Raw genomic sequence first — 22,858 nt, 5'->3', positions numbered from 1 at the left:
GTGTTACTCGTCGTAGATGTCTTCGACGTCTTCGTCGTCGTGATCGTCTTGTGAAGCCGGTCGATAGGCATCACCAGCTCGAGCCGCAAGCCGGGCGACGCGAATCGGCTCCGGTCGCCCACCGACCGGCGTAAACGACCGAATTACGGACACGGCCTCCTCACGCTCACAGCCGAACCACCGGGCGTAGACTGTTTCGTCGTTGACCGTTACCGCGGTTCGCGGCGGAAGGCGTCGGTAGATCGCGAGACGGTGCTGGAGCGCCTCACCCGAAAAGGCCTCTCGAAGGTCGCTCTCGAGTCCGGGACTCGCTTCGAAGGTGACTGCGAAGACCGGGCGCTCGGCAGCCTCGTGGATCCGCGACAGGTCGAGAATATTGTACCACGCCGGGGCGATGGCACCGAGCAGCACGTATCGGACGTCCGGCCGTTCCAGGTCCGTCAGGAGCGAGACGATGGCGTCGGTCGCGTCGGTTCCGCCGACCGCACACTGGCCGTAGGTGAGGCCATCGACGACCCGGTCGGCGCGGACGACGGCACCGGCCAGGGTGCTCCTGTTCCGGTGGGCGGCGTCCACGCTATCGTCAGCGCCGCTACTGCCGTCATCGCTCCCACTGCCGTCACCGTTTCCAGCATCGTCGTCACTGGCGACGTCTCGAGTACACTGACACTGGTTCCGTCCACGTCGATACTGTCCTCGTCGCTCGTGCTCACGACGGCCGCGGTACGATTCGGCGATGCCCAGCGCCCGCACCCCGGACTTCATCGGCGCTGCCTGCGATTAAAACCGAGTTTGGCGTTAGCCGTCGTCCTCCTCGTCCTCGTCCTCGTCCTTGATATCCTTGAGACGGTCGAGAAGTTCGTCGCTCGACGCCCCGTTTTCGAACTCGATCGTTCCATTGTGGCTGTTCTCCCCTGATTTTACGGCGTCATCCTCGTCAAAATCAGCGTCCACTTCCTGCTGCTCGGATTCGTCGTAGCTTCCGAATCCCATACAGTATCTCCTTGGACCCCGGCGTTCAAAAATTCCGTGGTCACTCGTTTATATTCGTTTATGAACTGGGTGAAAGTGGCCTGAAAGCGCCCCTACGTCACGACTCTCGGTTTTGGGCGGCGCGTCACCGGACTTTCGTCTGGCAGGGCGACGAAATCAGACGGCACGATTTTGATCCCGGCACTCGAGTACACCCCTATGGAGGTACACCACGTCACCGAAGACGCGGAGACGTTCACCTGTAACGCATTTCTCGTGGTCGGCGAGGAAACGACCCTGGTCGACGCGGGCGCGTGGGACGGCGTCGTCGACGCGATTCGTGAGCACACGGACGACGTCGACGCTGTCGTTCTGACACACCAGCACGGCGACCACGTGAGTCAACTCGACGCGGTCTGCGAGGCGTTCGATCCGACGGTGTACGCCTATAACCACCATCCACAGCGGGATCACTCGATCGACGACGGCGATACGGTCCAGATCGGCGACGAGACGTTCGACGTGGTCTACACGCCGGGGCACGCGGACGATCACGTCTCGTTCGTCTCGGAGACGACGCTGTTCTCGGGTGACGTGGTCGTCCACGACGACGGCGCGTTCGACTACGGCAGTTTCGGACGCACAGACATGGCTGGCCAGTCTCGCGAACAGCTTATCGAAAGTATCGAGCGCCTGCTCGAGCAGTTCCCGGATACCGTCGAGCACATGTACGCGGGCCACGGCGATGTCTTCCACGGCGACGTTCGCGACGTCGTCGAGACCGCACTCGGGCGGGCCGAGAAGCGCGAGCCGAAGTATCCGGAGGGCTGACTGCACCGGTTTCGTCGGGTCGGCCGGTTTTGTTTCTGTCAGCACTAGCGTCGATTACGGGCTTCGATCCTCGTGTACTCGGCGCGTAAAAATAATTGAGTTGTGGTTCTGAAAATCGGTTCAGTCGTCGGCTGCAGGGGCCGGATCGGCAGTGGATTTCTCGGACCCGTCGAACCAGTCGTCGGCGTTGGCTTCGACGTACTCCTTTCCACCCAGCCCGAACGCGATACCGATGGCGAGGGCGACGGCGAGGCCGGCACCGAAGGCGAATGCCTGCCCGAACGTGTAGAGGATAGCGACGTTGAGCCCCATCATGTCGAGACCGATGACTGCAGCGACAAAGTAGACGAGCGCCGTCGTCGCCCCAGCGATGAGCGAGGCGTATCCGGACGACTGGACCGGCCCTGACTGGTGGACGATGTCGCCGACGGCGTCGGCAACGAAGACACCCACGACGAGGATGGTGATCCCGATGAGGACTGATGGAACGGTGATGAGGAGATACTCGCTCCAGGTTGTGACGAACTGCAACTCGAGTTGCGACCCGGCGGCGAAGACGGCGAGTAGGACGACGTAGTACTTTCCGAGGACGGCAACTACCCGCGAGACTGCTGCTGTGTCGTCTGGAACCAGTGTTCCAAACGGCGTTTCCCGGACGTGGTCGTCGAGACCGGCCTGCTGTGAAGCGTCGTTCACGACCGGCTGAATCTTCCGACCCGCGTAGATACCAACTGCGACGAACAGGACTGCCGCAAGCAACGAGGGGAGCAGTTCGATCACACTGTAGGCACTCGATTCGAACTCGAGTCGAAGCGCGTCGACAAGCAGCGGGTGCATCAGTTTGCCCTCCATCGTCCGGACCAGTTATCGATCTGCACACTCATGGAATTTGATCTATCCATAGCTGCGAATGATAATCGATCTAATTAGTCCCTTTGATTCGTCGCAGGTCTCGGTGAATCACCGTAGGGACTGCTGATTCGTAGGAAAGGTAGCCAACAAGTCCCAGATTGAGATGTACGCGCTGGCAATTTGGAGTCGGTTCAGTCAGTTCAGGGACGGCGTGTCGTGTGGAACATGTTCCCGAGCCGGTCCAGAAAAATGCAACTAAGCGGCGTCGAAAGCGAAGTAGAAACGGATCGCCCACCGGCCACGAACTGGCGTGGCCAAACCGGACGACTGTCGTTTTATGCTGCGCGTGGCTCTTTGGCCTTCGGGCGGAGGTTCTTGTAGCCGCACTTGCGGCAGCGCTTGGCCTCGGCGGAGTTGCGTGCGTTACAGCGCATGCAGATCATCTTGTTGAGCATCCGGTCTTCGGCGGCGTCGAAACTTGGCATGTCGCCCCGTTGGCCCGTGGTGCATATAACCGCTGTGGTCCTGTGCGCTGGCGGGCTACTCGGACATTGTTCCGTCGCCGTCCGCCTCGTCGGCCAGATACTCCTCCTGTACCGCGACGACCTCGGTCGAGTCGGCACAGTTGCTGTACCGGCGCAGTGGCTCCTCGTTGAGCGTCAGGAACGTCTCTCCCCAGCGGAAGTGTGAGAGCAGTTCCTCGGCGCGGTCCCAGTCGTCGAAAATACAACAGGCAGCGGCGAGCGCTTCGACGGTCGTGAGCTGGAACGGCCGGCCGTAGTTGACCGGATTCGCGGCAACGAGAAAGGGGAGTGCCCGGTGAACGCCGTTCATCTTGAACGCCGCTTCCTCTGCTGACTCCCAGGAACAGTCGAGGGCGACGAGTGTTCCCAATCCGTCGTCGGCGTCGGCTGGCGAGAGTGCTTGCTCGGCGTGGGGGTTGAGCACGACGCCGTACGGCACCTGTCGCATTGTGCGATAGAGTGTCGCCTCGTCGAACTTCTCGAGTCGACGCGCGGTGCACTTCTTGGGGTCGTCGTCACCCTCGTAGTAAACGTGACACTCCACAGGTCACATCTGCCGCCCCCTATACAAGAAGGTTCCTCGTGTGGCCGGATCGTCAATTTGTAAGAATTACTAATTACCACATTCACACTTCCATGAATGTGTAACTATCCATCAATGAGTGAAAGGTTTACAATCGGTATGCTACTTGTTCTGTTGTTTTGGAATCACACACCTTTATATATCTCTGATCAGAGATACGGCTGTAGAATGGGAGACGATAGCAAATCGCGGCGTACCGTGCTGAAGGGTGTTGGGATTGCAAGCGCAGCGGGGCTAACGACTAGTCTCGCAGGATGTGTCAGTCAGAACGGTGGCTCAGATGTCGAAGGTGCGGAAAATCTCGGTGACGAAGTGCCCGAGATTCATCTCGTTGCACCGACGGCAGGTGCGAACCCGTTCCGTAACGAGCTCTCGGATATCGTTGCCGACAACTGGGAAGAACTCGGCTTCGAGGTCGACCGCGAAGAACTCGATTTCAACGCTCACGTCGATCAGGTGGTCGTCGAACAGAACTTCGATGCGTCGCTACTCGGCTGGGGTGGCACGCCGGAGCGGATCGACCCGCACACGTTCATTTTCGACATGCACCACTCCTCGACGACGGGAGAGGGCGGTCGAAACACGCCGGGCTGGGAGAGCGACGAGTACGACGAACTGGCGGAGCTGCAGGTAGCGCAGGTCGACGAAGACGAGCGCCAGCAGACCGTCTACGAGGCACAGGAGATGATCGCGGAAGCGCAGCCGCGAACGTACATCGCAAACGAAGGCGGCTACGAGCCATACGCGAGCGCCCGCGTTACCGACATCAACCCGACGCTCGGTGAAGGGCTGAACTCGTTCTGGAATCTGACGTCGGTGACGCCGACGGACGACGACACGGTCCGCTTTGGTTACCCATCCGAGATTATCTCGCTGAACCCAATGCAGGACCTGGCGACGCCCGACCGGCAGTTCGTCCGCCTCATCTACGATCAGCTCTACCGGATCGGTGAGGACGGAATGCCGACACCGTGGCTGGCGGCGGACGACCCGGTCATCGAAGACGACGGGATGACCTACACCGTCGAGATTCGGGACGGCCACACCTTCCACGACGGCGAGTCAGTGACGATCGACGACGTGGAGTTCACGTACGAACTCTACGCCGACTCGCCGACGTACAGCTCGCTCGTCGAGGACATCGACGAGATCGACACCTCGGGGAACGAGATCACGTTCCACCTCGAAGAGCAGTACTCGCCGTTCGTGGCAAACGTCCTCGGACAGGTGTACATCTTCCCCGAACACGTCTGGGGCGACGTCGATCCGGAGGAACTCGTCGACTACGAAGACGAGGATTGGATCGGCAGCGGCCCGTTCGAGTTCGTCGACTGGGAGCGCCAGGCCGAACTGCAGCTGTCGGCGTTCGACGACCACTTCGAGGCCCCGAACGCGGACAACCTCATCCGTGTCCCCGGTTCCGACACCGCACAGCTCGTCAACGACCTCGAGGCCGGCCAGCTCGATATGGTCGGTGCGGTGCCACAGCCGACGGCTGTCGACCGCGTCAGAGAGGACGACGATCTCGACCTCGCCGAGTTCGAGGCGATCGGATACGCGATGATCGAGTACAACATGCGTCGCGAACCGTTCGACGACCGTCACGTCCGCCGGGCACTCTCCTACGGTGTTCCGAAGGAGGAGTACGTCGAGTTCATCCGTGACGGGATGGGAACGGTGACGCACTCGACCATCTCCGAGCACAACGAGTTCTGGCACAACCCCGACGTCGAGCAGTTCAACGAGGACTTAGAGGCTGCACGTCAGGAGCTCGCAGACGGTGGCTACGGCTGGGACGACGACGGACGTCTCCACTACGGCGAAGACCAGTAATCGACCGACGCGACCCTCCACTACTATATTTAACGACTATACGATACGATACATGATACTCATTAGCGACACTGGGTGTGGTGACCGATGGGACTGAGAGCATACGTCGTGAGACGATGTCTCCAGCTCGTCGTCACGTTCTGGGCGTTCTTTACGCTCCTGTTCGTTCTCTTTCGGATGATGCCGGGCGATCCAACGTCGATGTTCATCATGGACGGCATGACGCCCGAACAGCGCGAACAGCGGATCGCAGAGCTCGGATTAAACGAACCGCTTCACGTACAGTATATCGAATACATTCGACAGCTGCTGACGGGCGACTTCGGTCAATCGTTCATCTACAACGATCCGGTGACCAGTATCATCGCCGTCCGGTTCATGAACACGATCGTCCTGATGGCGACGGCGCTCATCTTCGCCTACGTTATCGGCATCACCTTTGGTGCCCTCATGGGCTGGTGGCGCGACTCCCGATTCGAACGCGGCGGCATCGTCGTGACGCTCGTCGCCCGCTCTTCACCGGAGTTCTGGGTCGGCATCGTCCTGCTGTCCGTGTTCGTCTTCTGGCTCGGCTGGTTCCCCTCGAGTGGGATGCGCACGACGGGTGGTGAGCTCGGCGGCGGCTTCATCGACCGGTACGGCTCGCTTGACTTCCTGCGCCACCTGTTCCTGCCGGCGCTGACCGGTGCGATTGCCTATCTAGCGACGCCGACGCTGCTTATGCGCTCGACGATGCTCGACGTCCTGAACGCCGACTTCATCGAGATCAAGAAGGCAGAGGGGCTGCCAGAGCGGACGGTGCTGTACAAGCACGCCGCTCGCAACTCGATCCTGCCGATCGTGACGGTCGCAGCGATCGCGACCGGCACTGCGATGGGTGGCTCGGTCGTCATCGAGACCGTCTTCAACTGGCCCGGAATGGGTCGTGAGATGGTGAGTGCGGTAAACAACAACGACTATCCGCTGGCGATGGCGGCGTTCTTCCTCATGGGATCGGTCGTGATCATCATGAACTTCGTCGCTGACCTCGCCTACGTCTACCTCGATCCGAGGGTGGAGTACGAATGAGCACCGAACAACCGTCACCAACCGACAGCACGACGACCAGCGCCGGCGAGCGATTCGCATCGCTCCGCCAGCGATTCGAGGTATTCGAAGGCGACCGACTCGGTCAGATTGGGCTGGCGATCCTCGCACTGTTCATCTTCATCGGGATCTTCGCTCGGCCGTACACGATCGAACTCTTCGACTTTACGATTTCGACGCCCGGACTCGCTCCGTACGATCCGGGTGAACGAGCAGTCGGCGACCGACTCGAGTCCCCCTCGGCGGCGCACCCGCTCGGAACGACCGACATGGGTCGTGACGTGCTGTCCCAGCTTATCGCAGGGACGCGCGTGACGTTGATCGTCGGCAGTCTCGCGGCGTTCATGGCTGTCTTCATCGGTACGAACGTCGGCCTTATCAGCGCCTACTTCGGCGGCTGGGTCGACGACGTGCTGATGCGGATTACCGACATCGTCTACGGTGTGCCGTTTCTGCCGTTCGCGATCGTCCTCGTGGCGGTCCTGGGCAGCAGTATCGTCAACATCATCGCGGCGATCGTGTTGATTCTGTGGCGTTCGACGGCACGGGTGATCCGAGCGCAGGTGTTGAGCCACAAGCAACGACCGTACGTCGAGAGTGCACAGGCCATCGGTGCCGGCCACGTGCGGATCATGTACCGACACATCCTGCCGAACGTGTTGCCGCTGACGTTCCTGTACGCAGCGTTCGCAGTTGCGTGGGCAGTGATCGCCGAGGCCAGCCTCTCGTTCCTCGGCTTCGGTGATCCGAACATGCTCTCGTGGGGCGAGATGATCTACAACGTCTACACCGCGAACGCGATCCGCGAGGCGTGGTGGTGGGTCTTCCCACCGGGCATCTGCATCATGCTGTTCGTGATGTCGGTGTTCTTCATCGGCCGCACGCTCGAGAAAGAGGTCAACCCTGAACTCAACCACCAATAATGACGCTACTCGATATTGACGGACTGAAGACGTACTACGGTGCCGACGACGGCTGGGTTCGTGCGACGGACGACGCCTCGCTGTCGATCGAACGCGGCGAAACCGTCGGCCTGGTCGGCGAGAGTGGCAGCGGAAAGACGACACTTGCAAAGTCAATTATCCGGCTGCTACCCGACAACGCCGAAATCGTCGACGGCTCCATCGAGTTCGACGGAACCGAGATTACCGAGCTCTCCAACAAGGAGCTCAGACGCCAGATCCGCTGGTCGGAAATCTCGATGATTCCGCAGAACGCGATGAACGGGTTCGACCCCGTCTACACCGTTGGCGAGCAGATCGTCGAAGTGATCAGACACCACGAGGACAACACCTCGAAGGCCGAGGCCCGCGAGCGCGGCCGCGAACTGTTCGACGACCTCGGGATCGATCCCGACCGCATCGACGACTATCCCCACCAGTTCTCCGGCGGGATGGCCCAGCGTGCGATGATCGCGCTCGCACTCGCGCTCTCGCCGTCACTCGTGCTCGCAGACGAGCCCACAACGGCGCTCGACGTGGTGATTCAGGACCGCATCCTGGAGACGATCAAAGAGATGCAGGAGGAACTGAACAGCGCGATGATCATGATTACCCACGACATGTCGGTCGTCAGTGAAACCTGTGACCGCATCGCCGTGGTCTACGGCGGCCGAATCGTCGAACTCGCGGACGCCGAGACGATCATCACGAATCCGCGCCACCCCTACACGCTCGGCCTACGAAACGCCTTCCCCGACATCAGCGACGACGACCAGGAGCTCATCTCCATCCCCGGCTCGCCGCCGGAACTCGTCGACCCCGGCGAAGGCTGTCGCTTCGCACCACGCTGTCCGTTCGCCGAGGAGGAGTGCTGGGAAGTAACGCCCCAGCCCGAATCCTACGGCGACGGCCATCAGGTCGAGTGCCACCGTGCCGACGAAATCGAGCACCTGCAGGCGGAAGCCGGCAAGAAAGAGACCTGGCGCGAGCAGGATATCGGCGAACCCGAACCCGTCGGGACAGCCGACGAACAGGCCGTGGAAGCGGAGGTGGAACTCGATGACTGACGCGGACACGGTTGAGCTCGACTCCGAGTCCGACGCCACTGCGACCGACTCAGAATCGACCGACGCAAGCGCAGTCGACGAACGCGACGAAGCGTACAAGCTCCGCATCGAGGGACTCGAGAAGCACTTCCCGGTCAACACGGGACTCGTCTCGCGCATCCTCCACGGTGAGAGCAACGACGCAGTCAAAGCCGTCGACGGCGTCTCACTCGGCATTCGCGAGGGTGAGGCGTTCGGTCTCGCCGGCGAGTCCGGCTGTGGAAAGACGACGCTCGGCAAGAGTGCGATCAGACTCCTCGAGCCGACGGGCGGTGAGATTCACTTCGACGGGAAGGAGATCACCGACGTCGGCGGTGCTGAACTCAACGAGTTCCGCCGTGAGGCCCAGATCATCCACCAGGATCCGTACAAGTCGCTCAACCCGCGATTCACAGTCTACGAGTGGGTCAAAGAGCCCCTCGACGTGCACGACGTCGGCACCAGCGAGGAGCGCGACGCCCGCGTCTACGAGACCATCGAACAGGCCGGACTGCGACCCGCCGAGGCCTACGCCGACGAGTATCCGAGCGAACTCTCGGGCGGTGAACGCCAGCGCGTCGGCATCGCTCGCGCGCTTGCACTCGAGCCGTCGTTCCTGCTGGCCGACGAGCCGGCGAGTATGCTCGACGTTTCGATTCGAGCGAGCATCCTCGACCTGTTCAAGGAGCTCCAAACGGAGCTCGGGCTGACGGCGGTCTACATCAGTCACGACCTCTCCCTGCTCAAGCACATGTGCGACCGGATCGGGATCATGTACCTGGGCGAACTGGTCGAAGTCGGCCCAGCAGACCAGATCATCAACGATCCGAAACACCCCTACACGCAGGCGCTTGTCTCCTCGGTCCCGCGGATCGACCCGACCGAGGAGCGCGAGCGGATCGAACTCGTCGGGGAGGTGCCGGACCCCGTCGACGTGCCGAGTGGCTGTCGGTTCCACCCGCGCTGTCCGAAACTGGTCCAGCCCGAGGGCTACGAGATGGACCAGGATCACTGGCGTGCGGTCGCGAACTTCCGCCAGGATCTGCTCCGTGACGACCTCACGCTCACGAGCGAAGACGAGGAGGCGACACCTGCTGCGCTCCGTGAGTCCTACGACATCCCGGCTACACTCTCCGATTCGGAGGCCGAGCGCGTCCTCTCGGATGTCCTCACGACGGCGACAGAGGGCGACCGCGAACAGGCTCGCAACCGGATCGAAACCGAGTTTGCCTCGCCCTGTGAACGCGGCGAGATCACGACGTATCAGGTGACACCGGAGCAGACGGCGAAGTGTGTCCGGTACGACGACGCCGAGCGGTACAGTCCAGAGGGCGGCGGGACGATTCAGGGCGACTGACGACCTGCGACCTGCGCCCTGTCTCTCGCGCTCGTTCCCTGCGTGCGGCGCTCGAGTTCGTTGTGCTTTTTCTGTTGCTGCGCTGGTTCCTCAGTTCGACTTGGCAGCCTCGTGAATCGCTTCGCCCCGATTGAGCCGCGCAGCGATGGTGTACGTCTGTTCGGCCTCCCGGCGCGTCGGGAAGTGTGCTGCCAGATAGCGGGCCGTCGCGATGAGCGGCACGCGCTGGCGCTGCTCGCGTTCGTCGGTGGCGAGTTCGGCCTGCCGGAACGCCGCCTCGACGTTCTGGAGCGTGTGAAACCCGGCGTCCTCGCGCAACAACCCGTGGCCGAGTGTTTGCCGCAAGTCAGCGGGGTCGCCGCCACAGTCGAAGAATTCGGCGACTAATCGCCCCGCCTCGTTCACCTCTCCCTCTGCGTCGAACGTCTCGAGTACCCCCTGGCGAACGGCGTCCGGATCGCGGCCGGTGTCGTTCTCGCCGGGGGTGGGAATCGGCGCGGGTGGCGTGTTGAGGAACCGGTCGAGGTAGACCGAGAGCGCGCCATCGAAGACGCCACGGTAGGTCTCGACGGCGTCCGTTCGGCGCGCGAACTGGTGGACTGCGTTCGCGTAGCTGAACGTGTGGTGGACGGTGTTCCAGTCGCTGAACTCGTTTGCGGTCCCGAACTGGGCGACGCGCGTCGCGGCGGCGGAGGCGACTTCTGCGGACAGGTCCTCGGTCGTCGCCCCCTGTCGGATCGCCTCGGCGAGTGCGTCGACGATGGCCTCGGGGTCGTCGCCGAGAAGCGTTTCCTGGAGGTCCGCGGGTGGCGTCCACGGTTCGTCGGTATCCGTCTTCCCGCTCGCAGCGGCGAGGGACTCGAGTCCACTCGTTTCTGTAACGTTCCCACCGTAGGTGTCTTCGAGGAGTGCAACGAGATCGATCGGCTGTCGCCACGAGGAGCGTTCGTCGCTGCGGGCGGCGGTGACGAGGGGTTCGACGAGGGCCGCGAGTGTCGTCTCGGCGTGTTCCCAGTCGGTTTCCTCGAGGCTCTCGAAGGCCTTGTTCGCGAAATCGAGGACGTGTCCGTTCGAGAGGTAGGGGTGATCAGTCGCGCCGGCGACGACGAGTTCGGCAATCTCGGCAGCCGAGTAGTCCGCCGCGACGGCGGTTCGCAGACAGCGTTCCGCGCCGTCGGCGTCCCGAACCTCGACGCAGTCGCGGAACCAGGACTTCAGCCGGCTGAAGGTGACCTCCGTCGTATCGAAGGCGGGCTGGTCGAAGCTCGGTGGCTCGCCCGCACAGTCGTCCGCGACGTGGCGCATACCCGTGTACAGCGCTCGCTTTCGGTCCTCGGGATCGACATCGTCCAACAGGTTCGTCATACAGCCGAGGATCGTGAGTCCCGACCCCCAGCCCGACTCCCGGTACTGGGTTCCGAACGCGATCGTCGTCCCGATCGGTTCCTCGGGTTCGACGCCCGCATCTAGCAGCCCGATTGCGGACTTCGCTGCGACCAGTCGCAGGTTCTCCTCGAGTGCGGTCTCGAGTCGGGTCGCCCAGTGTTCGGCGGGTGGTAGGTCTCGCTCTGGATTCGGGTTCACGTAGACGGTGCCGTCTCGGATCTCGACGGGATACGTCTGGACGTCATCGGCCCAGGGATCGAAGGTGTCGCCACAGGAGAGTTCGAACCGCGCGTGATGCCAGTGGCAGGTGAGAATGCCGTCGTCGACAGTCCCCTCGACGAGCGGGAACCCCATGTGCGGACAGCGGTTGTTCACGGCCTTGACCTCGCCTTCGTGGGCGAAGATCGCCAGCGGCGTGCCGTCGATACTCACCAGTTCGCGCCCGGTCTCCTCGAGTGCCTCGAGCGAGACAGCCGGACTGAACTCGGTGTCCGATTGATTGTCGTCAGCAGTTGCCATGACAGACATGTCGACGGGGGAGTGTGTAAGTGTTCGCTGAACGCTATTTTGGTAGAGACGGTGATAGGTCGTCGCCTGTTTCGTTTGGGACGCTGAGCACCTGCAACGGTGTTCTTGAGGCGCGCACCCTTTTCACACTCCAGCCAGAATAGCCCGCCATGGACGCCACCGGCCTCGTTCGACGCTACTACGACGCGCTCGACGCCCACGACTACGACGCACTCGAGTCGGTGCTCGCACCCGAGTTCACCCAGCGCCGCCCCGACCGAACCTTCGAGAGTCGGACGGCGTTCATCCAGTTCATGCGCGAGGAGCGGCCGAACCCGGAGACGACTCATGAACTCGAGGAGGTCGTCGCAGGACGTGACGCGGGAGATGGTGATGGCGACTCGAACTCGAGTACCGACGAACTCACAGTCGCGGCTCGCGGACGAGTGTGCGACGAGTCCGGCGAGCTGTTCGAGTTTGCGGACTTTTTCACAGTCGATCGCGAGCAAGGGCGACTGGTGCGTCTGGAGACGTACTCCCGATAGCGAGTTCCGTCAGGCAAACACGGCTCTAAGCGCGCGCTCGGTACCGAGCCCGAGCGCAACGACGCCAGCAGACGCGAGGAGAAAGAGGCCGGTGACCTGGCCGGCCTCGACGACAGTGACGTCCGATGCGAGCAAGAGGAGCGCGGTGATCACCGCGCCCATGAAGATGAGCGGTAGCGCGAACCAGCGCAACGCGGGATGTTCGCCGAGGAACAGCCGGACCCGGTGGATGCGGTCGGACCATGCCTGAGAGATCATGTCGTTTCAGACGACTCTCTGGTACAAAAATTTTAGTCCGTAGACATACTGTCTCCATCATGGTAACGGAGATTATCTTCAGCTACACGACGCTGGCCGCGCTGGTGTTTCTCGTCGCCGTCGGACTTGCGTCCTACATCGGTGCGAGCGCTGCGATTATGCGTCACCTCGACTCGAATCAGGTGAGTGCCGACGAGTCGTAGCGTCGGGTCATCGTTCAGAGTCCCCGCCGGTCAGTTCAGAGACGACCCATCGCTCGCTCTTGGCGCGAGCAGTCACACCACACTCACGCCGAACAGTTGTTCGGCCCCATCTCGAGTTCGACTCGCTCCTCGGGCGGTAGGTCCAGTTCCCCGCGGTTGTTGTCGATGATCTCCTCGTAGTTCGCTGGCTTCTCGCCGGCGTCGGCCATCCGCTCGACGAACGCCTCCTCGTCCAGGTCGAGCAGGTTGATTCCAGTCCGTGCCGCGCGCACGGTCGTCAGAATCGGCTCACCGGGAGAACCGTGCTCGAACTCGCCCTCCGCGGTGACGGTCACGTGACCCGGCAGGACCGCGAGGCGCTCGGGTTCCGCCAGGATCGTCCGGTGGAGCGTCTCGTAGAGCATCCGTGCGCCCTCCTCGCCCTCCCTCACGGTTTCACCGTTCGACTCCCCCGAGGCGTGCTGCGCCTCGCTATCCTGCCCGAACTCGAGTTCGGTCCGTCCCGTCGAGTCGACGTGCAGCGTGTCGGCGGTCAGGAGTGCAGCGGCGTCGACGAGGAGGGTAATCATCTCGCTGGTGTGGCCGGGCGTGGCGAGTGCCTTGATTTCGAGGGAACCGACTTCGAGGACCTCGTTGCGCTCGAGACCGGTGAACTCGAGTTCGACGCCGCGCTCTTTGGCACGCGTGCCGAGGTAGTAGGGTACGTCGAGGCTGTCTGCGAGCTCTCTACCGCCCGAAATATGGTCCGCGTGGACGTGCGTATCGATGACGCCGACGATAGAGAGACCGGCGTCGCCGGCCGCGATTTCGAACTCGTCGATATCGGCGGTTGGATCGACGACGACGGCCTCGCCGGTCTCACCGCAGCCGACGAGGTAGCCGAGACAGCCCTTCGCGCGGCGCTGGAGTTGGATGACCGTGAGGCCGTCCGCCGCAATCTCGTCACTCAGGTCGACGTGATCGTAGACGCCGCTCCAGCCCTCCATCCCGCCGTCGACCGTCTGCACCTCGTACTCGTCTGTGGCGGACTCGAGTTGGGTCGCGAAATTCCCTGAGGAGATACCCTTCGCACAGATGGTGATCACCTGGTCGGTGTCACCGACTGTTTCTTTGAACGACTCGAGTTGGCCGTTCTCGTCGAGTTCTTCTTCGGGGTCGAACGGGAAGTTGATCGCGTCGGGGACGTGCCAGGCCTCGTAGCTGTCTTCGGGACGGGTGTCGACGAGCGCGAACGATTCGCCTTCGTCTTGTAGTTCCGCGAGGCGATCGGCCGAGAGTGTGGTGACCATAGAGACGGTAGGCGAGGCAGTCCTGTAAACCTCGTCGTGGCAGTCGCTCGCTGCTGATTCGGTGACCGTTGTGTCGCGTGAAATTCGGTGGATGTCACAATCACTACGTGCGGTGGCTCCAAAGCGGACCACAATGGCATCCATTCAGTCCATCATGAAGGGCCTCCTCGCGAGCGTTATCGGAATCCTCGTTATCGGTCTGATCGCGACCGTCGTCTTCGCGGTCACGATCTTCGTCATCTCGACCGGTGCCGGCCTCGCCGGCTACGAGCCAAGCGCCGACTACGTCGTCCTTGCGGCCGCGCTCATCGTCGTCGCCGTGATCCTCACCGGCGGCTTCACGCCGCGACTCTCCGGCAACCGCGACGACGGCCCCGAGGACGGCTTCGACGACCGCACGTTCAACTGATCGCCACGTACAGTACTGTGGTCGGTTCCGACAGGTTCACTTAACTGATACTGGTTCGAAAGCGGTCCATAGCGATGTCACTCTCTGACTCCGTCACCGCCGTCGTCGCAGCGTTCCGGCGTCGTCCGGGGGATCTGCTTCCCGTGTACTTCCTCGGGGCCGCACTCCCCGCGATCATCCGGGTCGTTCCCATGATCGCCGCGCTCCTCGGCGTGCTCTACCTCGCGCTCAGCGGTCGACTCGAGTCCATCCTCACGTTCGTCGAGGAGACCGACCCGGGAGCCATGCCTGGCCCCGAGGCCAGCGAGGAGGCCGTCGAACAGTGGGTGACCCAGTTCGAACCGCTCATCGAGTTGCTCGCCACGCCGACGATGGCCCTGTTAGTTCTCGGAACGATCCTCATCACGGTCGTCCTCTCGTTCGTCCTCTACGCCGTCGCCGCGGCGGCACAGCTGAGTGCCTGCTACGGCCGCACTCGCAACGACCGCGGGCTGATCGCTGCCCTCGCGGGCGCTCGCCGCTACTGGCTGCGCTTGCTCGGGTTGGTACTCCTCGAACTCGTCCTCTGGATTGGCATCTTCGGGATGGCTAGCATCGGTCTCGTCGCGACCGTCGGGACTATCACGGCGCTCACCGGCGCATCGGTCGTCGCCGCACCTGCCGTCCTCCTCGCAGTCCTCCTCGTCGCTGCTCTCCTGGCCGTGATCCGCGCACTGTTCGCGTTCGCACCAGTCGCCGTCGTTGCCGATGATGCGGGCGTGCTGGGCTCGCTCTCGAGTACCGCCGGCTTCATCCGCGCCCGGCCGGTTGACGCGGTGTTCTACTACGTGCTTTCGATCGGATCGTTCCTCGTCGTCGGGGTCATCTCGAGTATCCTGCTGCTCGTCGACGTCGTCGCGTTCATGTCGCTCGTGACGATGATCGTCCTGCTGCCGGCGCTCGACCTGCTGAAGATGGCACTGTACGTCAACTACCGTGGGCGACTCGAACCGCCAGCGATGCCCGAACAGTCCCTCTGGACCCAGTTCCGCGGCGGCGTTGGTCGCGGCTGGCGCGAGATGGTGGCCTACGTCCGCGACACGCCGCTGCTCCACGCGGCGGTCGTCGTTCTCGCAGTTGCCAGCTTCTGGATCGGCTGGCGTGCTGGCGCGCCGCTGGTCGACGCCGGCATCGAGACCTCGATCGCGGCCCGACTCGAGGGACACGTTGCGCCGGCGGCCGCACTCGAGTTCTTCGGCAATAACTGGATGGTCGCGATCACGACGGCGTTTAGCGGTATCGCGCTCGTTATTCCGGCGATCGTCTCGCTGGTGTTCAACGGCGTCTACATAGGTGTGATTGCGCGCACGGAAGCCGAACTGATGGAGCTCGTCGCCTTCGTGATCCCGCACGGAATCTTCGAGATTCCGGCGATTTTCATCGCGACTGCGGTCGGAGTCACGCTGGGACTGACGGGGTGGCGGGCCTTCCGCGGACGGACCACACGGGTCGCGTTTGCGGACGAACTCGAGCGGGCGTTCTGGGTGCTCGTTGGTGTCGGACTCCTGCTCCTGATTGCGGGTATTATCGAAGGGTTCGTGAGTCCGTACTACTACGACCTGCTGTTATAGCTTCGCGGCGATTTTCTCGACGGCGATTACGAGTCGGTAGAACAGATAGATGACGAAGAGCGTGAGTGCAAACGAGGCGATGCTCAGTAGCCATTGCAGTGTTCGTGATGGTAACACCGTATACACGAGGAGGGCTCCCAGGACAATGACGAGCGCTGAGCCTGCCACCGTGAGACTATCGTTCAGTTTTTCTTCCATACCAGTAGTGGCTCCATCGAAGTGCGTCTGTATTTATGTTCTGCTCTCCGGTCTCCCCCGCTGTCCTCGGTCCATCGATCACTCGACCCGAGCAGACAGTCGACATCAAAGGACAGTATAAAGACCGATCGGTCCGTCGACTGAAACATGACGACGACGCTCGGAACGGCGAGTGCAGGGCCCGGAGAGATCGATACGGGCCGTCTCGAGGTCGGCGAGACCCGGGATGGGAGCCCGATCGGTCTGCCGGTCGCCGTCATCAACGGCGCACAACCGGGGAAGACGCTGTACATGCAGGCGGTCAGCGACGGCGACGAACTCAACGGCGTCGGTGTATTGCAACGGGTCGTCCCGCAACTCGATCCCGCGGAACTCTCGGGGACGATCCTGATCGTCGGCATCGTCAATTACCACGCGTTCCAGGTCGCGGAACACCGAAACCCGATCGACGACACGAAGATGAACCGGGCCTATCCCGGCAACGAGAACGGCACCTCGAGCGAGCGCATCGCCGCTGCCACCTTCGACGTGGCAACACGCGCGGATCTCGTGCTCGACCTCCACCAGGGCTCGACCAGCCGCATGTTAAACGAGGTCCGCGTCCGCTGTGGCAAACGCCACCGCCTCCATCAGGACTGCCTCGAACTCGCGAAGACGTTCGGCTGTGGCTACGTCCTGGATCAGAAAGGACCCGACGGCCAGCTCGCCCGCGCCGCCCCCGACGAGGGCATCCCGACCATCGACCCCGAACTCGGCGGCTGTGTCGGCTGGGACGAGACCAGCATCCGGAAAGGCGTCGAAGGAATCTTCAACGTACTCACCCACTACGACTTCCTCGAGGGCACGGTCGAACTCGAGCGCCAGACTCGCGCAAACGGTTTCGATCAGTACGGTTCGCCGAACGGCGGCCTCATCAGCTTCGAGAAGGACCTGGGCGACCGCGTCGTCCGCGGTGACACCCTCTTCAAGGTGACGACCCCCTTCGGCGAGACCAAGGCGACTGTCACCGCCGACAACGAGGGTATCCTCTGGCGCACCCGTCGACTGCCACAGGTCGCGACCGGTGAGTACGTCTGTTCGGTCGGCACCGATATCGATTCCTACTAATTGCTAGCGTTGGTAACAGGGACTCACACACACACACACACACACTCGCTACTGTCCATCCAACCCACTACCACTCACCTCACCCACCGCACATGCCATCCAATCTCATCTGCCCCGCGTGCGAAACCACGTACGACGCCGGCCCCGACGAACCGTGGCGCTGCCAATGTGGCCGCGCACTCGAGTTCACCGAGCGTCCACACCCCGAAGGCGACCCGCTCCCCCTGTCCCAACTCGACACCAGCGACGGCCTCTGGACCTTTTTCGAGTTCCTCCCGATCGAACCACACGTCACCTTCCACGAGGGGTTCACCCCCCTGGTCGACGACGACGAGTGGAACGCACAGTTCAAACTCGAGTACGTCTTCCCCACGGGGTCGTTCAAGGACCGCGGCGCGACGACGACGCTTTCGCGCGCGGTCGAACTCGGGGTCGACCGGATCATCGAGGACTCCTCGGGCAATGCGGGGGCTGCCATCGCGACGTATGCTGCCCGGGCCGGTCTCGAGGCGGATATCTACGTGCCGGCGGACGTCAAGCAGTCGAAGCTGATGACGATCCAGCGCGCCGACGCCCGCCCGGTTCGAATCGAGGGGAGCAGACAGGACGTGACTGACGCCTGTATCGAGGCGGTCGAATCGGGCGACGGCTGGTACGCGAGCCACGCCTGGAACCCCGCGTTCTACGCGGGCACGATGACGTTCGCGTTCGAGGTCGCAGCCCAGCGGGGCTGGACCGTTCCCGACGCGATCGTCCTCCCGGTCGGTCACGGAACCCTCCTGCTTGGTGCCTACCGCGGCTTCTCGCTGTTGAACGAGGCCGGTATCGTCGACGAGATGCCGCGCCTACTCGGCGCGCAGGCGGCCGGCCACGCGCCCATCGTCGAGGCCGTCGGCAGCGGTCCGATGGTGGAAGGCGAGGTGGATGACCACGACGAGACCGATATCGCGGACGGGATCCAGATTGAACTCCCCGCGCGAAAGACCCAGCTTATCGAGGCCATCACCGAGACCGACGGCGACGCCATCGCGCTCGGCGACGATCCGATCGAGGCCGCGCTCGACCGCCTCCACCGAAACGGCTTCTACGTCGAACCGACGGCTGCCGTCGCCCCCGCTGCCCTCCAGCAGTACCGCGAGGACGGCACGCTCGCCGAAGCCGACGACGTGGTCGTCCCGCTCACCGGCAGCGGACTGAAAACGCTTTGAACCCCCATCCCCGATGACCGCGTAGATGGTCAGTCGACCGCCGACGTTTTGCCCCCAGTGTGGCGATGCACTCGAGACGACCACGATCGAGGATCGCGAACGAAAGTACTGTCCTGGCTGCGAACGCGTCGTCTGGCACAATCCGGTTCCCTGTGCGACCGTCGCAGTCGTCGACTCCGACGAATCGGCGGTGCTCTGTGTCGAACGCGGGGTCCCGCCTGGCGTCGGCGAGTGGACACTTCCCGGCGGTCACATGGACATTGGCGAGTCACCTGAGGCTGCCGCGGCGCGCGAACTCGCCGAGGAGACCGGGCTCGAAGTCGACCCCTCGGCGCTCGAGATTCTTGATGCGGTCTCGCTCCCGCCACGAAACGGCAAGCACGTGATGACGACGTACTACGTGGTCGAGCGCGCGGCGGCTACCGGCGATCTGACCGCAGGCAGTGACGCGACCGACGCAGCGTTCTGGTCGCCCAGCGAGTTCGATGCGACAGCGGAAACGTTCCGCCCGGTTCACGAGGAGCGCTTTCGCGCTGCAGCGGCCGTTTTTGATCAGTCGACGAGTCGCGCTCCGACCGCCGACCTGCCGACACAGCGCATTCAGTCCGAATCACCGGATTAATGACTGCAACGGACTAGCAACGGACGATGAGTATCCCCTCGTTCGCCATCGGCATCGCCGGCGGCACGGGTGCCGGCAAGACCACCGTCGCCCGGACGGTCGCCGACACCGTCGGCGAGGCCGTCACCCGTATTCCGATCGACAACTACTACGAGGACCTCTCGCATCTCGACCGCGCGGAGCGCGCGGACGTCAACTACGACCATCCGAACGCCTTCGAGTGGGACCTCCTCCGAGAGCACCTCGAATCGTTGCTCGCGGGCCAGCCCGTCGAGATGCCCCAGTACGACTTCGAGCGCCACACCCGCAAGGACGAGTCCGTCCGCGTCGAGCCAACCGACGTGATCGTTCTCGAGGGGATCCTCGCGCTGCACGACGAGGCGATCCGCGAGCTGCTCGATCTGCGTGTCTACGTCATGACTGACGCGGACGTGCGCATCCTCCGGCGGATCGAACGCGACGTGGTCGAGCGCGGCCGGGAACTCGAGGGCGTCATCGACCAGTATCTCGAGACGGTGAAACCGATGCACGAGCGCTTCGTCGAACCCACGAAGAAGGACGCCGACGTGATCATCCCCGAGGGAGCGAACCGGATGGCGGTCGACCTGCTCGTCGAGAAGGTGCAGGCCGAACTGGGTGGTGAACACGAGGTGACACGGGATGTACCGCCGGATAGCGAGCGGCCAGAACGCGACGAACTCGAGTCCGCTGTCTCTCCGCTGGAGCCGACAGAGTAGTCACGTTGTCGATCAACCGGCCAGTCGGATGCTGATTTCGTGCATTTTGCGGCTGTGATTGTTTGCAGAGCGGTGTTGCCGTAGTGGGCAAACCGAAGGTCCGTCAGAAGTTAGGTCAGGTTCTGCTGGAACAGCGACAATGACCCGAATAGCACCACAGGTAGACAAGTATTCTCCAAAAACGAACTAGTGTAGACATTCGTATACTGAGATACCAAATCTGAAAACGAATACGGAAGGTTTACCTGTGTGCCGGGGATTCGTTTAGTCGTAATGGCAAACGGTACTGTTGATTTCTTCAACGACACAGGCGGCTACGGTTTCATCGAGACAGAGGATGCTGACGACGACGTGTTCTTCCACATGGAAGACGTTGGCGGCGAGGATCTGACGGAAGGGACCGAAATCGAATTCGACATTGAACAGGCCCCCAAGGGTCCCCGCGCAACGAACGTCGTTCGCGCGTAAGTACGTTTAACGTACGACTTCACGACGTCGTCTTCCGACGATAGCGTGTAAGTTTACTTTTCCCAACACACCACACCACCGCAGAGAGACGTCTCCGTGTAGACAGGGGCGCTACGCTGACAGAGTGGTCACACTCTCGTTCTCGCTCTCGCTCTCGCTCTCGCTCACAACCACGTCACTCCCAACTACAACACTCACAACCACGGCACTTCACTCACAGCACCCTCAACTACAGCACCTCCGCCCACGGCACCCTCAACTACAGCACCGCCACCCACAGCACCCTCAACTACAGCACCTCTGCCCACGGCACCCTCAACCACAGCCACCTCCACCCACAGCACCCGCCAGCAACGAAACCCGACATTCCTTTACTTGCGCCCTGAATACGGGCGGGTATGTTCCTTGCCCTACGCGAAGAGGTCGAGGGCGCACTCGAGTCCGCACTCGCTGCACTCGAGTACCCCACGGACGACCTCGGGATCGAAGAACCGCCGGAAGACGTCGAGAGCGTGCTCGCATCGAGCGTGGCGTTCCGACTCGCCGGCGAGGCCGGGGCGGCCCCACCGCAGGTCGCGGGCCAGCTCGCCGACGAAATCGACACGGACGAACTAACCTACGTCGCCGTGGTGCAGACACAGGGACCGTATCTGAACTTCCTGCCGAGTGACGCCTATCTCGCGACGACACTCGAGACTGCGACCGAGGCGGACTACGGCCACCTCGACGACCGCGAGGAGTCCGTCGTCGTCGAGCACACGAGCGCGAATCCGACCGGGCCGGTCCACGTCGGCCGCGCGCGCAACCCGATCATCGGCGACGCGGTCGCGAACCTGCTCGATGCCGCGGGTTACGACGTCGAGCGCCACTACTACGTCAACGATGCGGGTCGCCAGATCGCGACGTTTACCTGGGCCTACGAGACGTTCGATGAGGAGGATCTCGAGGACGAACCCGAGCGCGACCGCATCGAGTACGACCTGGTGCGCTACTATCGCAAGGGGAACGCGTTCCTCGAGGATGGCCCCGAAGACGAGGTCGAAGACGCCGAAGCCGAAATCGAGGCCATCATGCAGGGACTCGAGGAGGGCAACGAGGAGGCCTACGACCGCGTCAGCGAGGTCGTCGACCAGGTGCTCGGCGGGATGACGGAGTGTCTGGCCCGTCTGCCCGCGGAGTTCGACGAGTTCGTCAAGGAGACGCAGTTCATGCGCAACGGCGATACGGACGCACTGGTCGACCGCCTGCAGGAACTCGACGAGGCCGTCTACGAGGACGACGCCTGGCAGCTCGAACTCGACGACCACGGCATCGACAAGAATCTCGTCTTCCTGCGCTCCGATGGCACCACTCTCTACACGACCCGCGACCTCGCTCACCACGAGTGGAAGTTCGAGAACTACGACCGCGCAGTGACGGTGCTTGGCGAGGACCACAAGCTCCAGGCCGACCAGCTTGGACAGACCCTCGAACTGCTCGGCAACGACACCGACCAACTCGAGAACGTCATCTTCTCGTGGGTCAACCTCCCCGGCGGACTCGGGATGTCTACCCGCAAGGGTACTGGCGTCGACTTGGACGACCTGCTCGACGAGGCGATCGACCGCGCCCGCGAGGAGGTCGAAGACCGCCTCGACGACCGCATCCGCGACGACGACCTGGACGAAGAAGACATCGAGCGCATCGCCCACCAGGTCGGCATCGGCGCGGTCCGCTACGATATCGTCTCGAAGCAGGCAACCAAGGCGATCACCTTCGAGTGGGACCAGGCCCTCGACTTCGAGGCTCAGTCCGCGCCGTACGTCCAGTACGTCCACGCGCGCTGCTGTGGCATCCTCGAGGAAGCCGGCTTCGACCCGACAGAACCGCTCGCTGCGGCAGGCCAAGCGGAATCCCTCGACCTCGACGCCATCGACGCCGACCTCCTCGAGACGCCCGCAGAACAGGACCTACTCGAGACGATCGCGCGCTTCCCGGCAGTCGTCGACGAAGCTGCATCGGACCTCGAACCCCACCAGATCGCGACCTATACCCGCGAGTTTGGCGATCGGTTCAACACGTTCTACCGCGAGTGCCCGGTGCTGGCGGACGATGTCGACCCCGAGGTCCGCGAGACGCGTCTCGCACTCGTTGCGGCGTCGAAGCACACGATCGCGAACGCACTCTCCGTGCTGGGTGTGGCTGCGCCGCGATCGATGTAGTCCGGACCCGGGCATCGATCGCCGACCCACAGCTCTCCGTTGGGTC

25 protein-coding genes are annotated in these 22,858 nt (G+C 62.8%); 16 read left to right on the top strand and 9 right to left on the bottom strand.

Annotation, left to right across the window (positions count from 1 at the left end):
• Positions 1–3: 3 nt before the first annotated feature.
• Together NMAG_RS06930 and NMAG_RS06925 are read right to left on the bottom strand one after the other, a co-directional pair.
• A complete protein-coding gene (locus NMAG_RS06930) occupies positions 4–765 on the bottom strand; it encodes an endonuclease dU (RefSeq protein WP_004217251.1) in 762 nt (253 codons plus the stop codon).
• A 33-nt stretch (positions 766–798) separates the two neighbouring features.
• Positions 799–993: a DUF5786 family protein gene (locus tag NMAG_RS06925; protein WP_004217250.1), complete on the bottom strand. Its 195-nt coding sequence runs from the start codon at positions 991–993 to the stop codon at positions 799–801.
• Positions 994–1,191: 198 nt separating this feature from the next.
• Between NMAG_RS06925 and NMAG_RS06920 the strand changes: the two genes are divergently transcribed.
• The gene (locus NMAG_RS06920) at positions 1,192–1,803 is read left to right on the top strand and encodes an MBL fold metallo-hydrolase (RefSeq protein WP_004217249.1); all 612 of its coding nucleotides are present in this window, start codon (positions 1,192–1,194) and stop codon (positions 1,801–1,803) included.
• A gap of 120 nt (positions 1,804–1,923) precedes the next feature.
• Here NMAG_RS06920 and NMAG_RS06915 read toward each other — a convergent pair whose 3' ends face one another.
• The 3 genes from NMAG_RS06915 to NMAG_RS06905 all read right to left on the bottom strand — a co-directional run bounded on the left by NMAG_RS06915 (position 1,924) and on the right by NMAG_RS06905 (position 3,723).
• On the bottom strand, positions 1,924–2,640 hold the full coding sequence (locus NMAG_RS06915) for a hypothetical protein (RefSeq protein WP_049916424.1): 717 nt from the start codon (positions 2,638–2,640) through the stop codon (positions 1,924–1,926).
• Between the two features lie 350 nt (positions 2,641–2,990).
• Complete coding sequence (locus tag NMAG_RS06910; RefSeq protein ID WP_004217246.1) at positions 2,991–3,140, bottom strand: 50S ribosomal protein L40e; 150 nt, start codon at positions 3,138–3,140, stop codon at positions 2,991–2,993.
• Between the two features lie 55 nt (positions 3,141–3,195).
• Positions 3,196–3,723 (bottom strand): DUF367 family protein, encoded by a 528-nt coding sequence (locus NMAG_RS06905; RefSeq protein ID WP_004217245.1) that lies wholly within the window; start codon positions 3,721–3,723, stop codon positions 3,196–3,198.
• 207 nt (positions 3,724–3,930) lie between these two features.
• Between NMAG_RS06905 and NMAG_RS06900 the strand changes: the two genes are divergently transcribed.
• The 5 genes from NMAG_RS06900 to NMAG_RS06880 all read left to right on the top strand — a co-directional run bounded on the left by NMAG_RS06900 (position 3,931) and on the right by NMAG_RS06880 (position 10,064).
• The gene (locus NMAG_RS06900; protein ID WP_004217243.1) at positions 3,931–5,595 is read left to right on the top strand and encodes an ABC transporter substrate-binding protein; all 1,665 of its coding nucleotides are present in this window, start codon (positions 3,931–3,933) and stop codon (positions 5,593–5,595) included.
• A gap of 87 nt (positions 5,596–5,682) precedes the next feature.
• A complete protein-coding gene (locus NMAG_RS06895) occupies positions 5,683–6,663 on the top strand; it encodes an ABC transporter permease (protein WP_004217242.1) in 981 nt (326 codons plus the stop codon).
• On the top strand, positions 6,660–7,604 hold the full coding sequence (locus tag NMAG_RS06890) for an ABC transporter permease (RefSeq protein ID WP_004217241.1): 945 nt from the start codon (positions 6,660–6,662) through the stop codon (positions 7,602–7,604). The genes NMAG_RS06895 and NMAG_RS06890 overlap by 4 nt, the downstream gene beginning before the upstream one ends.
• A complete protein-coding gene (locus tag NMAG_RS06885; RefSeq protein WP_004217239.1) occupies positions 7,604–8,689 on the top strand; it encodes an ABC transporter ATP-binding protein in 1,086 nt (361 codons plus the stop codon). Before NMAG_RS06890 ends, NMAG_RS06885 begins: the two co-directional genes overlap by 1 nt.
• Positions 8,682–10,064: an ABC transporter ATP-binding protein gene (locus NMAG_RS06880; protein ID WP_004217238.1), complete on the top strand. Its 1,383-nt coding sequence runs from the start codon at positions 8,682–8,684 to the stop codon at positions 10,062–10,064. The genes NMAG_RS06885 and NMAG_RS06880 overlap by 8 nt, the downstream gene beginning before the upstream one ends.
• Before the next feature lie 90 nt (positions 10,065–10,154).
• Here the strand turns inward: NMAG_RS06880 and NMAG_RS06875 are convergent, their stop codons facing one another.
• A complete protein-coding gene (locus tag NMAG_RS06875) occupies positions 10,155–11,969 on the bottom strand; it encodes a Rieske (2Fe-2S) protein (RefSeq protein WP_004217237.1) in 1,815 nt (604 codons plus the stop codon).
• 158 nt (positions 11,970–12,127) lie between these two features.
• Between NMAG_RS06875 and NMAG_RS06870 the strand changes: the two genes are divergently transcribed.
• On the top strand, positions 12,128–12,502 hold the full coding sequence (locus NMAG_RS06870; protein WP_004217236.1) for a nuclear transport factor 2 family protein: 375 nt from the start codon (positions 12,128–12,130) through the stop codon (positions 12,500–12,502).
• A 9-nt stretch (positions 12,503–12,511) separates the two neighbouring features.
• Here the strand turns inward: NMAG_RS06870 and NMAG_RS06865 are convergent, their stop codons facing one another.
• Entirely contained in the window at positions 12,512–12,760 is a 249-nt protein-coding gene (locus NMAG_RS06865; RefSeq protein WP_004217235.1) for a hypothetical protein, read from the bottom strand.
• Positions 12,761–12,819: 59 nt separating this feature from the next.
• Here NMAG_RS06865 and NMAG_RS22015 point away from each other — a divergent pair, with 59 nt between their 5' ends.
• The gene (locus NMAG_RS22015; protein ID WP_004217234.1) at positions 12,820–12,963 is read left to right on the top strand and encodes a hypothetical protein; all 144 of its coding nucleotides are present in this window, start codon (positions 12,820–12,822) and stop codon (positions 12,961–12,963) included.
• A gap of 83 nt (positions 12,964–13,046) precedes the next feature.
• Here the strand turns inward: NMAG_RS22015 and NMAG_RS06860 are convergent, their stop codons facing one another.
• On the bottom strand, positions 13,047–14,252 hold the full coding sequence (locus NMAG_RS06860; RefSeq protein WP_004217233.1) for an MBL fold metallo-hydrolase: 1,206 nt from the start codon (positions 14,250–14,252) through the stop codon (positions 13,047–13,049).
• 133 nt (positions 14,253–14,385) lie between these two features.
• On the opposite strand from NMAG_RS06860, the gene NMAG_RS06855 reads away from it, so the two are divergent.
• Together NMAG_RS06855 and NMAG_RS06850 are read left to right on the top strand one after the other, a co-directional pair.
• Complete coding sequence (locus NMAG_RS06855) at positions 14,386–14,661, top strand: hypothetical protein (protein ID WP_012996519.1); 276 nt, start codon at positions 14,386–14,388, stop codon at positions 14,659–14,661.
• Positions 14,662–14,735: 74 nt separating this feature from the next.
• Complete coding sequence (locus NMAG_RS06850) at positions 14,736–16,271, top strand: stage II sporulation protein M (protein ID WP_012996518.1); 1,536 nt, start codon at positions 14,736–14,738, stop codon at positions 16,269–16,271.
• Here NMAG_RS06850 and NMAG_RS06845 read toward each other — a convergent pair.
• Entirely contained in the window at positions 16,266–16,469 is a 204-nt protein-coding gene (locus tag NMAG_RS06845) for a hypothetical protein (protein ID WP_004268154.1), read from the bottom strand. The two genes, NMAG_RS06850 and NMAG_RS06845, sit on opposite strands and share 6 nt — an antisense overlap.
• A gap of 147 nt (positions 16,470–16,616) precedes the next feature.
• On the opposite strand from NMAG_RS06845, the gene NMAG_RS06840 reads away from it, so the two are divergent.
• The 6 genes from NMAG_RS06840 to argS all read left to right on the top strand — a co-directional run bounded on the left by NMAG_RS06840 (position 16,617) and on the right by argS (position 22,812).
• Positions 16,617–17,576 (top strand): succinylglutamate desuccinylase/aspartoacylase family protein, encoded by a 960-nt coding sequence (locus tag NMAG_RS06840; RefSeq protein WP_004268153.1) that lies wholly within the window; start codon positions 16,617–16,619, stop codon positions 17,574–17,576.
• A 92-nt stretch (positions 17,577–17,668) separates the two neighbouring features.
• The gene (locus tag NMAG_RS06835) at positions 17,669–18,784 is read left to right on the top strand and encodes a threonine synthase (protein ID WP_004268151.1); all 1,116 of its coding nucleotides are present in this window, start codon (positions 17,669–17,671) and stop codon (positions 18,782–18,784) included.
• A gap of 25 nt (positions 18,785–18,809) precedes the next feature.
• Positions 18,810–19,406, top strand: coding sequence for an NUDIX domain-containing protein (locus NMAG_RS06830; protein WP_012996517.1), 597 nt, complete (start codon positions 18,810–18,812; stop codon positions 19,404–19,406).
• Positions 19,407–19,432: 26 nt separating this feature from the next.
• Positions 19,433–20,143: a uridine kinase gene (udk, locus tag NMAG_RS06825; RefSeq protein WP_004268148.1), complete on the top strand. Its 711-nt coding sequence runs from the start codon at positions 19,433–19,435 to the stop codon at positions 20,141–20,143.
• 273 nt (positions 20,144–20,416) lie between these two features.
• Positions 20,417–20,611 (top strand): cold-shock protein, encoded by a 195-nt coding sequence (locus NMAG_RS06820; protein ID WP_004268146.1) that lies wholly within the window; start codon positions 20,417–20,419, stop codon positions 20,609–20,611.
• 398 nt (positions 20,612–21,009) lie between these two features.
• A complete protein-coding gene (argS, locus tag NMAG_RS06815) occupies positions 21,010–22,812 on the top strand; it encodes an arginine--tRNA ligase (RefSeq protein WP_004268145.1) in 1,803 nt (600 codons plus the stop codon).
• Positions 22,813–22,858: the final 46 nt, after the last annotated feature.

The sequence above is a fragment of the Natrialba magadii ATCC 43099 genome (assembly GCF_000025625.1).
Lineage (GTDB): Archaea > Halobacteriota > Halobacteria > Halobacteriales > Natrialbaceae > Natrialba > Natrialba magadii.
The sequence above is the reverse complement of the archived record's forward strand: the minus strand, read 5'-3'. Positions and strand labels throughout refer to the sequence as shown.

Bases quoted from the DNA above. Each gene is read 5' to 3' on its own strand.
- NMAG_RS06900 (WP_004217243.1), top strand. From the start codon at position 3,931: ATGGGAGACGATAGCAAATCGCGGCGTACCGTGCTGAAGGGTGTTGGG.
- NMAG_RS06890 (WP_004217241.1), top strand. From the start codon at position 6,660: ATGAGCACCGAACAACCGTCACCAACCGACAGCACGACGACCAGCGCC.
- NMAG_RS06840 (WP_004268153.1), top strand. From the start codon at position 16,617: ATGACGACGACGCTCGGAACGGCGAGTGCAGGGCCCGGAGAGATCGAT.
- NMAG_RS06920 (WP_004217249.1), top strand. From the start codon at position 1,192: ATGGAGGTACACCACGTCACCGAAGACGCGGAGACGTTCACCTGTAAC.
- argS (WP_004268145.1), top strand. From the start codon at position 21,010: ATGTTCCTTGCCCTACGCGAAGAGGTCGAGGGCGCACTCGAGTCCGCA.
- NMAG_RS06845 (WP_004268154.1), bottom strand. From the start codon at position 16,469: ATGGAAGAAAAACTGAACGATAGTCTCACGGTGGCAGGCTCAGCGCTC.
- udk (WP_004268148.1), top strand. From the start codon at position 19,433: ATGAGTATCCCCTCGTTCGCCATCGGCATCGCCGGCGGCACGGGTGCC.
- NMAG_RS06895 (WP_004217242.1), top strand. From the start codon at position 5,683: ATGGGACTGAGAGCATACGTCGTGAGACGATGTCTCCAGCTCGTCGTC.
- NMAG_RS06850 (WP_012996518.1), top strand. From the start codon at position 14,736: ATGTCACTCTCTGACTCCGTCACCGCCGTCGTCGCAGCGTTCCGGCGT.
- NMAG_RS06930 (WP_004217251.1), bottom strand. From the start codon at position 765: ATGAAGTCCGGGGTGCGGGCGCTGGGCATCGCCGAATCGTACCGCGGC.
- NMAG_RS06925 (WP_004217250.1), bottom strand. From the start codon at position 993: ATGGGATTCGGAAGCTACGACGAATCCGAGCAGCAGGAAGTGGACGCT.
- NMAG_RS06830 (WP_012996517.1), top strand. From the start codon at position 18,810: ATGGTCAGTCGACCGCCGACGTTTTGCCCCCAGTGTGGCGATGCACTC.
- NMAG_RS06915 (WP_049916424.1), bottom strand. From the start codon at position 2,640: ATGCACCCGCTGCTTGTCGACGCGCTTCGACTCGAGTTCGAATCGAGT.
- NMAG_RS06880 (WP_004217238.1), top strand. From the start codon at position 8,682: ATGACTGACGCGGACACGGTTGAGCTCGACTCCGAGTCCGACGCCACT.
- NMAG_RS06820 (WP_004268146.1), top strand. From the start codon at position 20,417: ATGGCAAACGGTACTGTTGATTTCTTCAACGACACAGGCGGCTACGGT.
- NMAG_RS06870 (WP_004217236.1), top strand. From the start codon at position 12,128: ATGGACGCCACCGGCCTCGTTCGACGCTACTACGACGCGCTCGACGCC.
- NMAG_RS06835 (WP_004268151.1), top strand. From the start codon at position 17,669: ATGCCATCCAATCTCATCTGCCCCGCGTGCGAAACCACGTACGACGCC.
- NMAG_RS06910 (WP_004217246.1), bottom strand. From the start codon at position 3,140: ATGCCAAGTTTCGACGCCGCCGAAGACCGGATGCTCAACAAGATGATC.
- NMAG_RS06860 (WP_004217233.1), bottom strand. From the start codon at position 14,252: ATGGTCACCACACTCTCGGCCGATCGCCTCGCGGAACTACAAGACGAA.
- NMAG_RS06875 (WP_004217237.1), bottom strand. From the start codon at position 11,969: ATGGCAACTGCTGACGACAATCAATCGGACACCGAGTTCAGTCCGGCT.
- NMAG_RS06885 (WP_004217239.1), top strand. From the start codon at position 7,604: ATGACGCTACTCGATATTGACGGACTGAAGACGTACTACGGTGCCGAC.
- NMAG_RS22015 (WP_004217234.1), top strand. From the start codon at position 12,820: ATGGTAACGGAGATTATCTTCAGCTACACGACGCTGGCCGCGCTGGTG.
- NMAG_RS06855 (WP_012996519.1), top strand. From the start codon at position 14,386: ATGGCATCCATTCAGTCCATCATGAAGGGCCTCCTCGCGAGCGTTATC.
- NMAG_RS06865 (WP_004217235.1), bottom strand. From the start codon at position 12,760: ATGATCTCTCAGGCATGGTCCGACCGCATCCACCGGGTCCGGCTGTTC.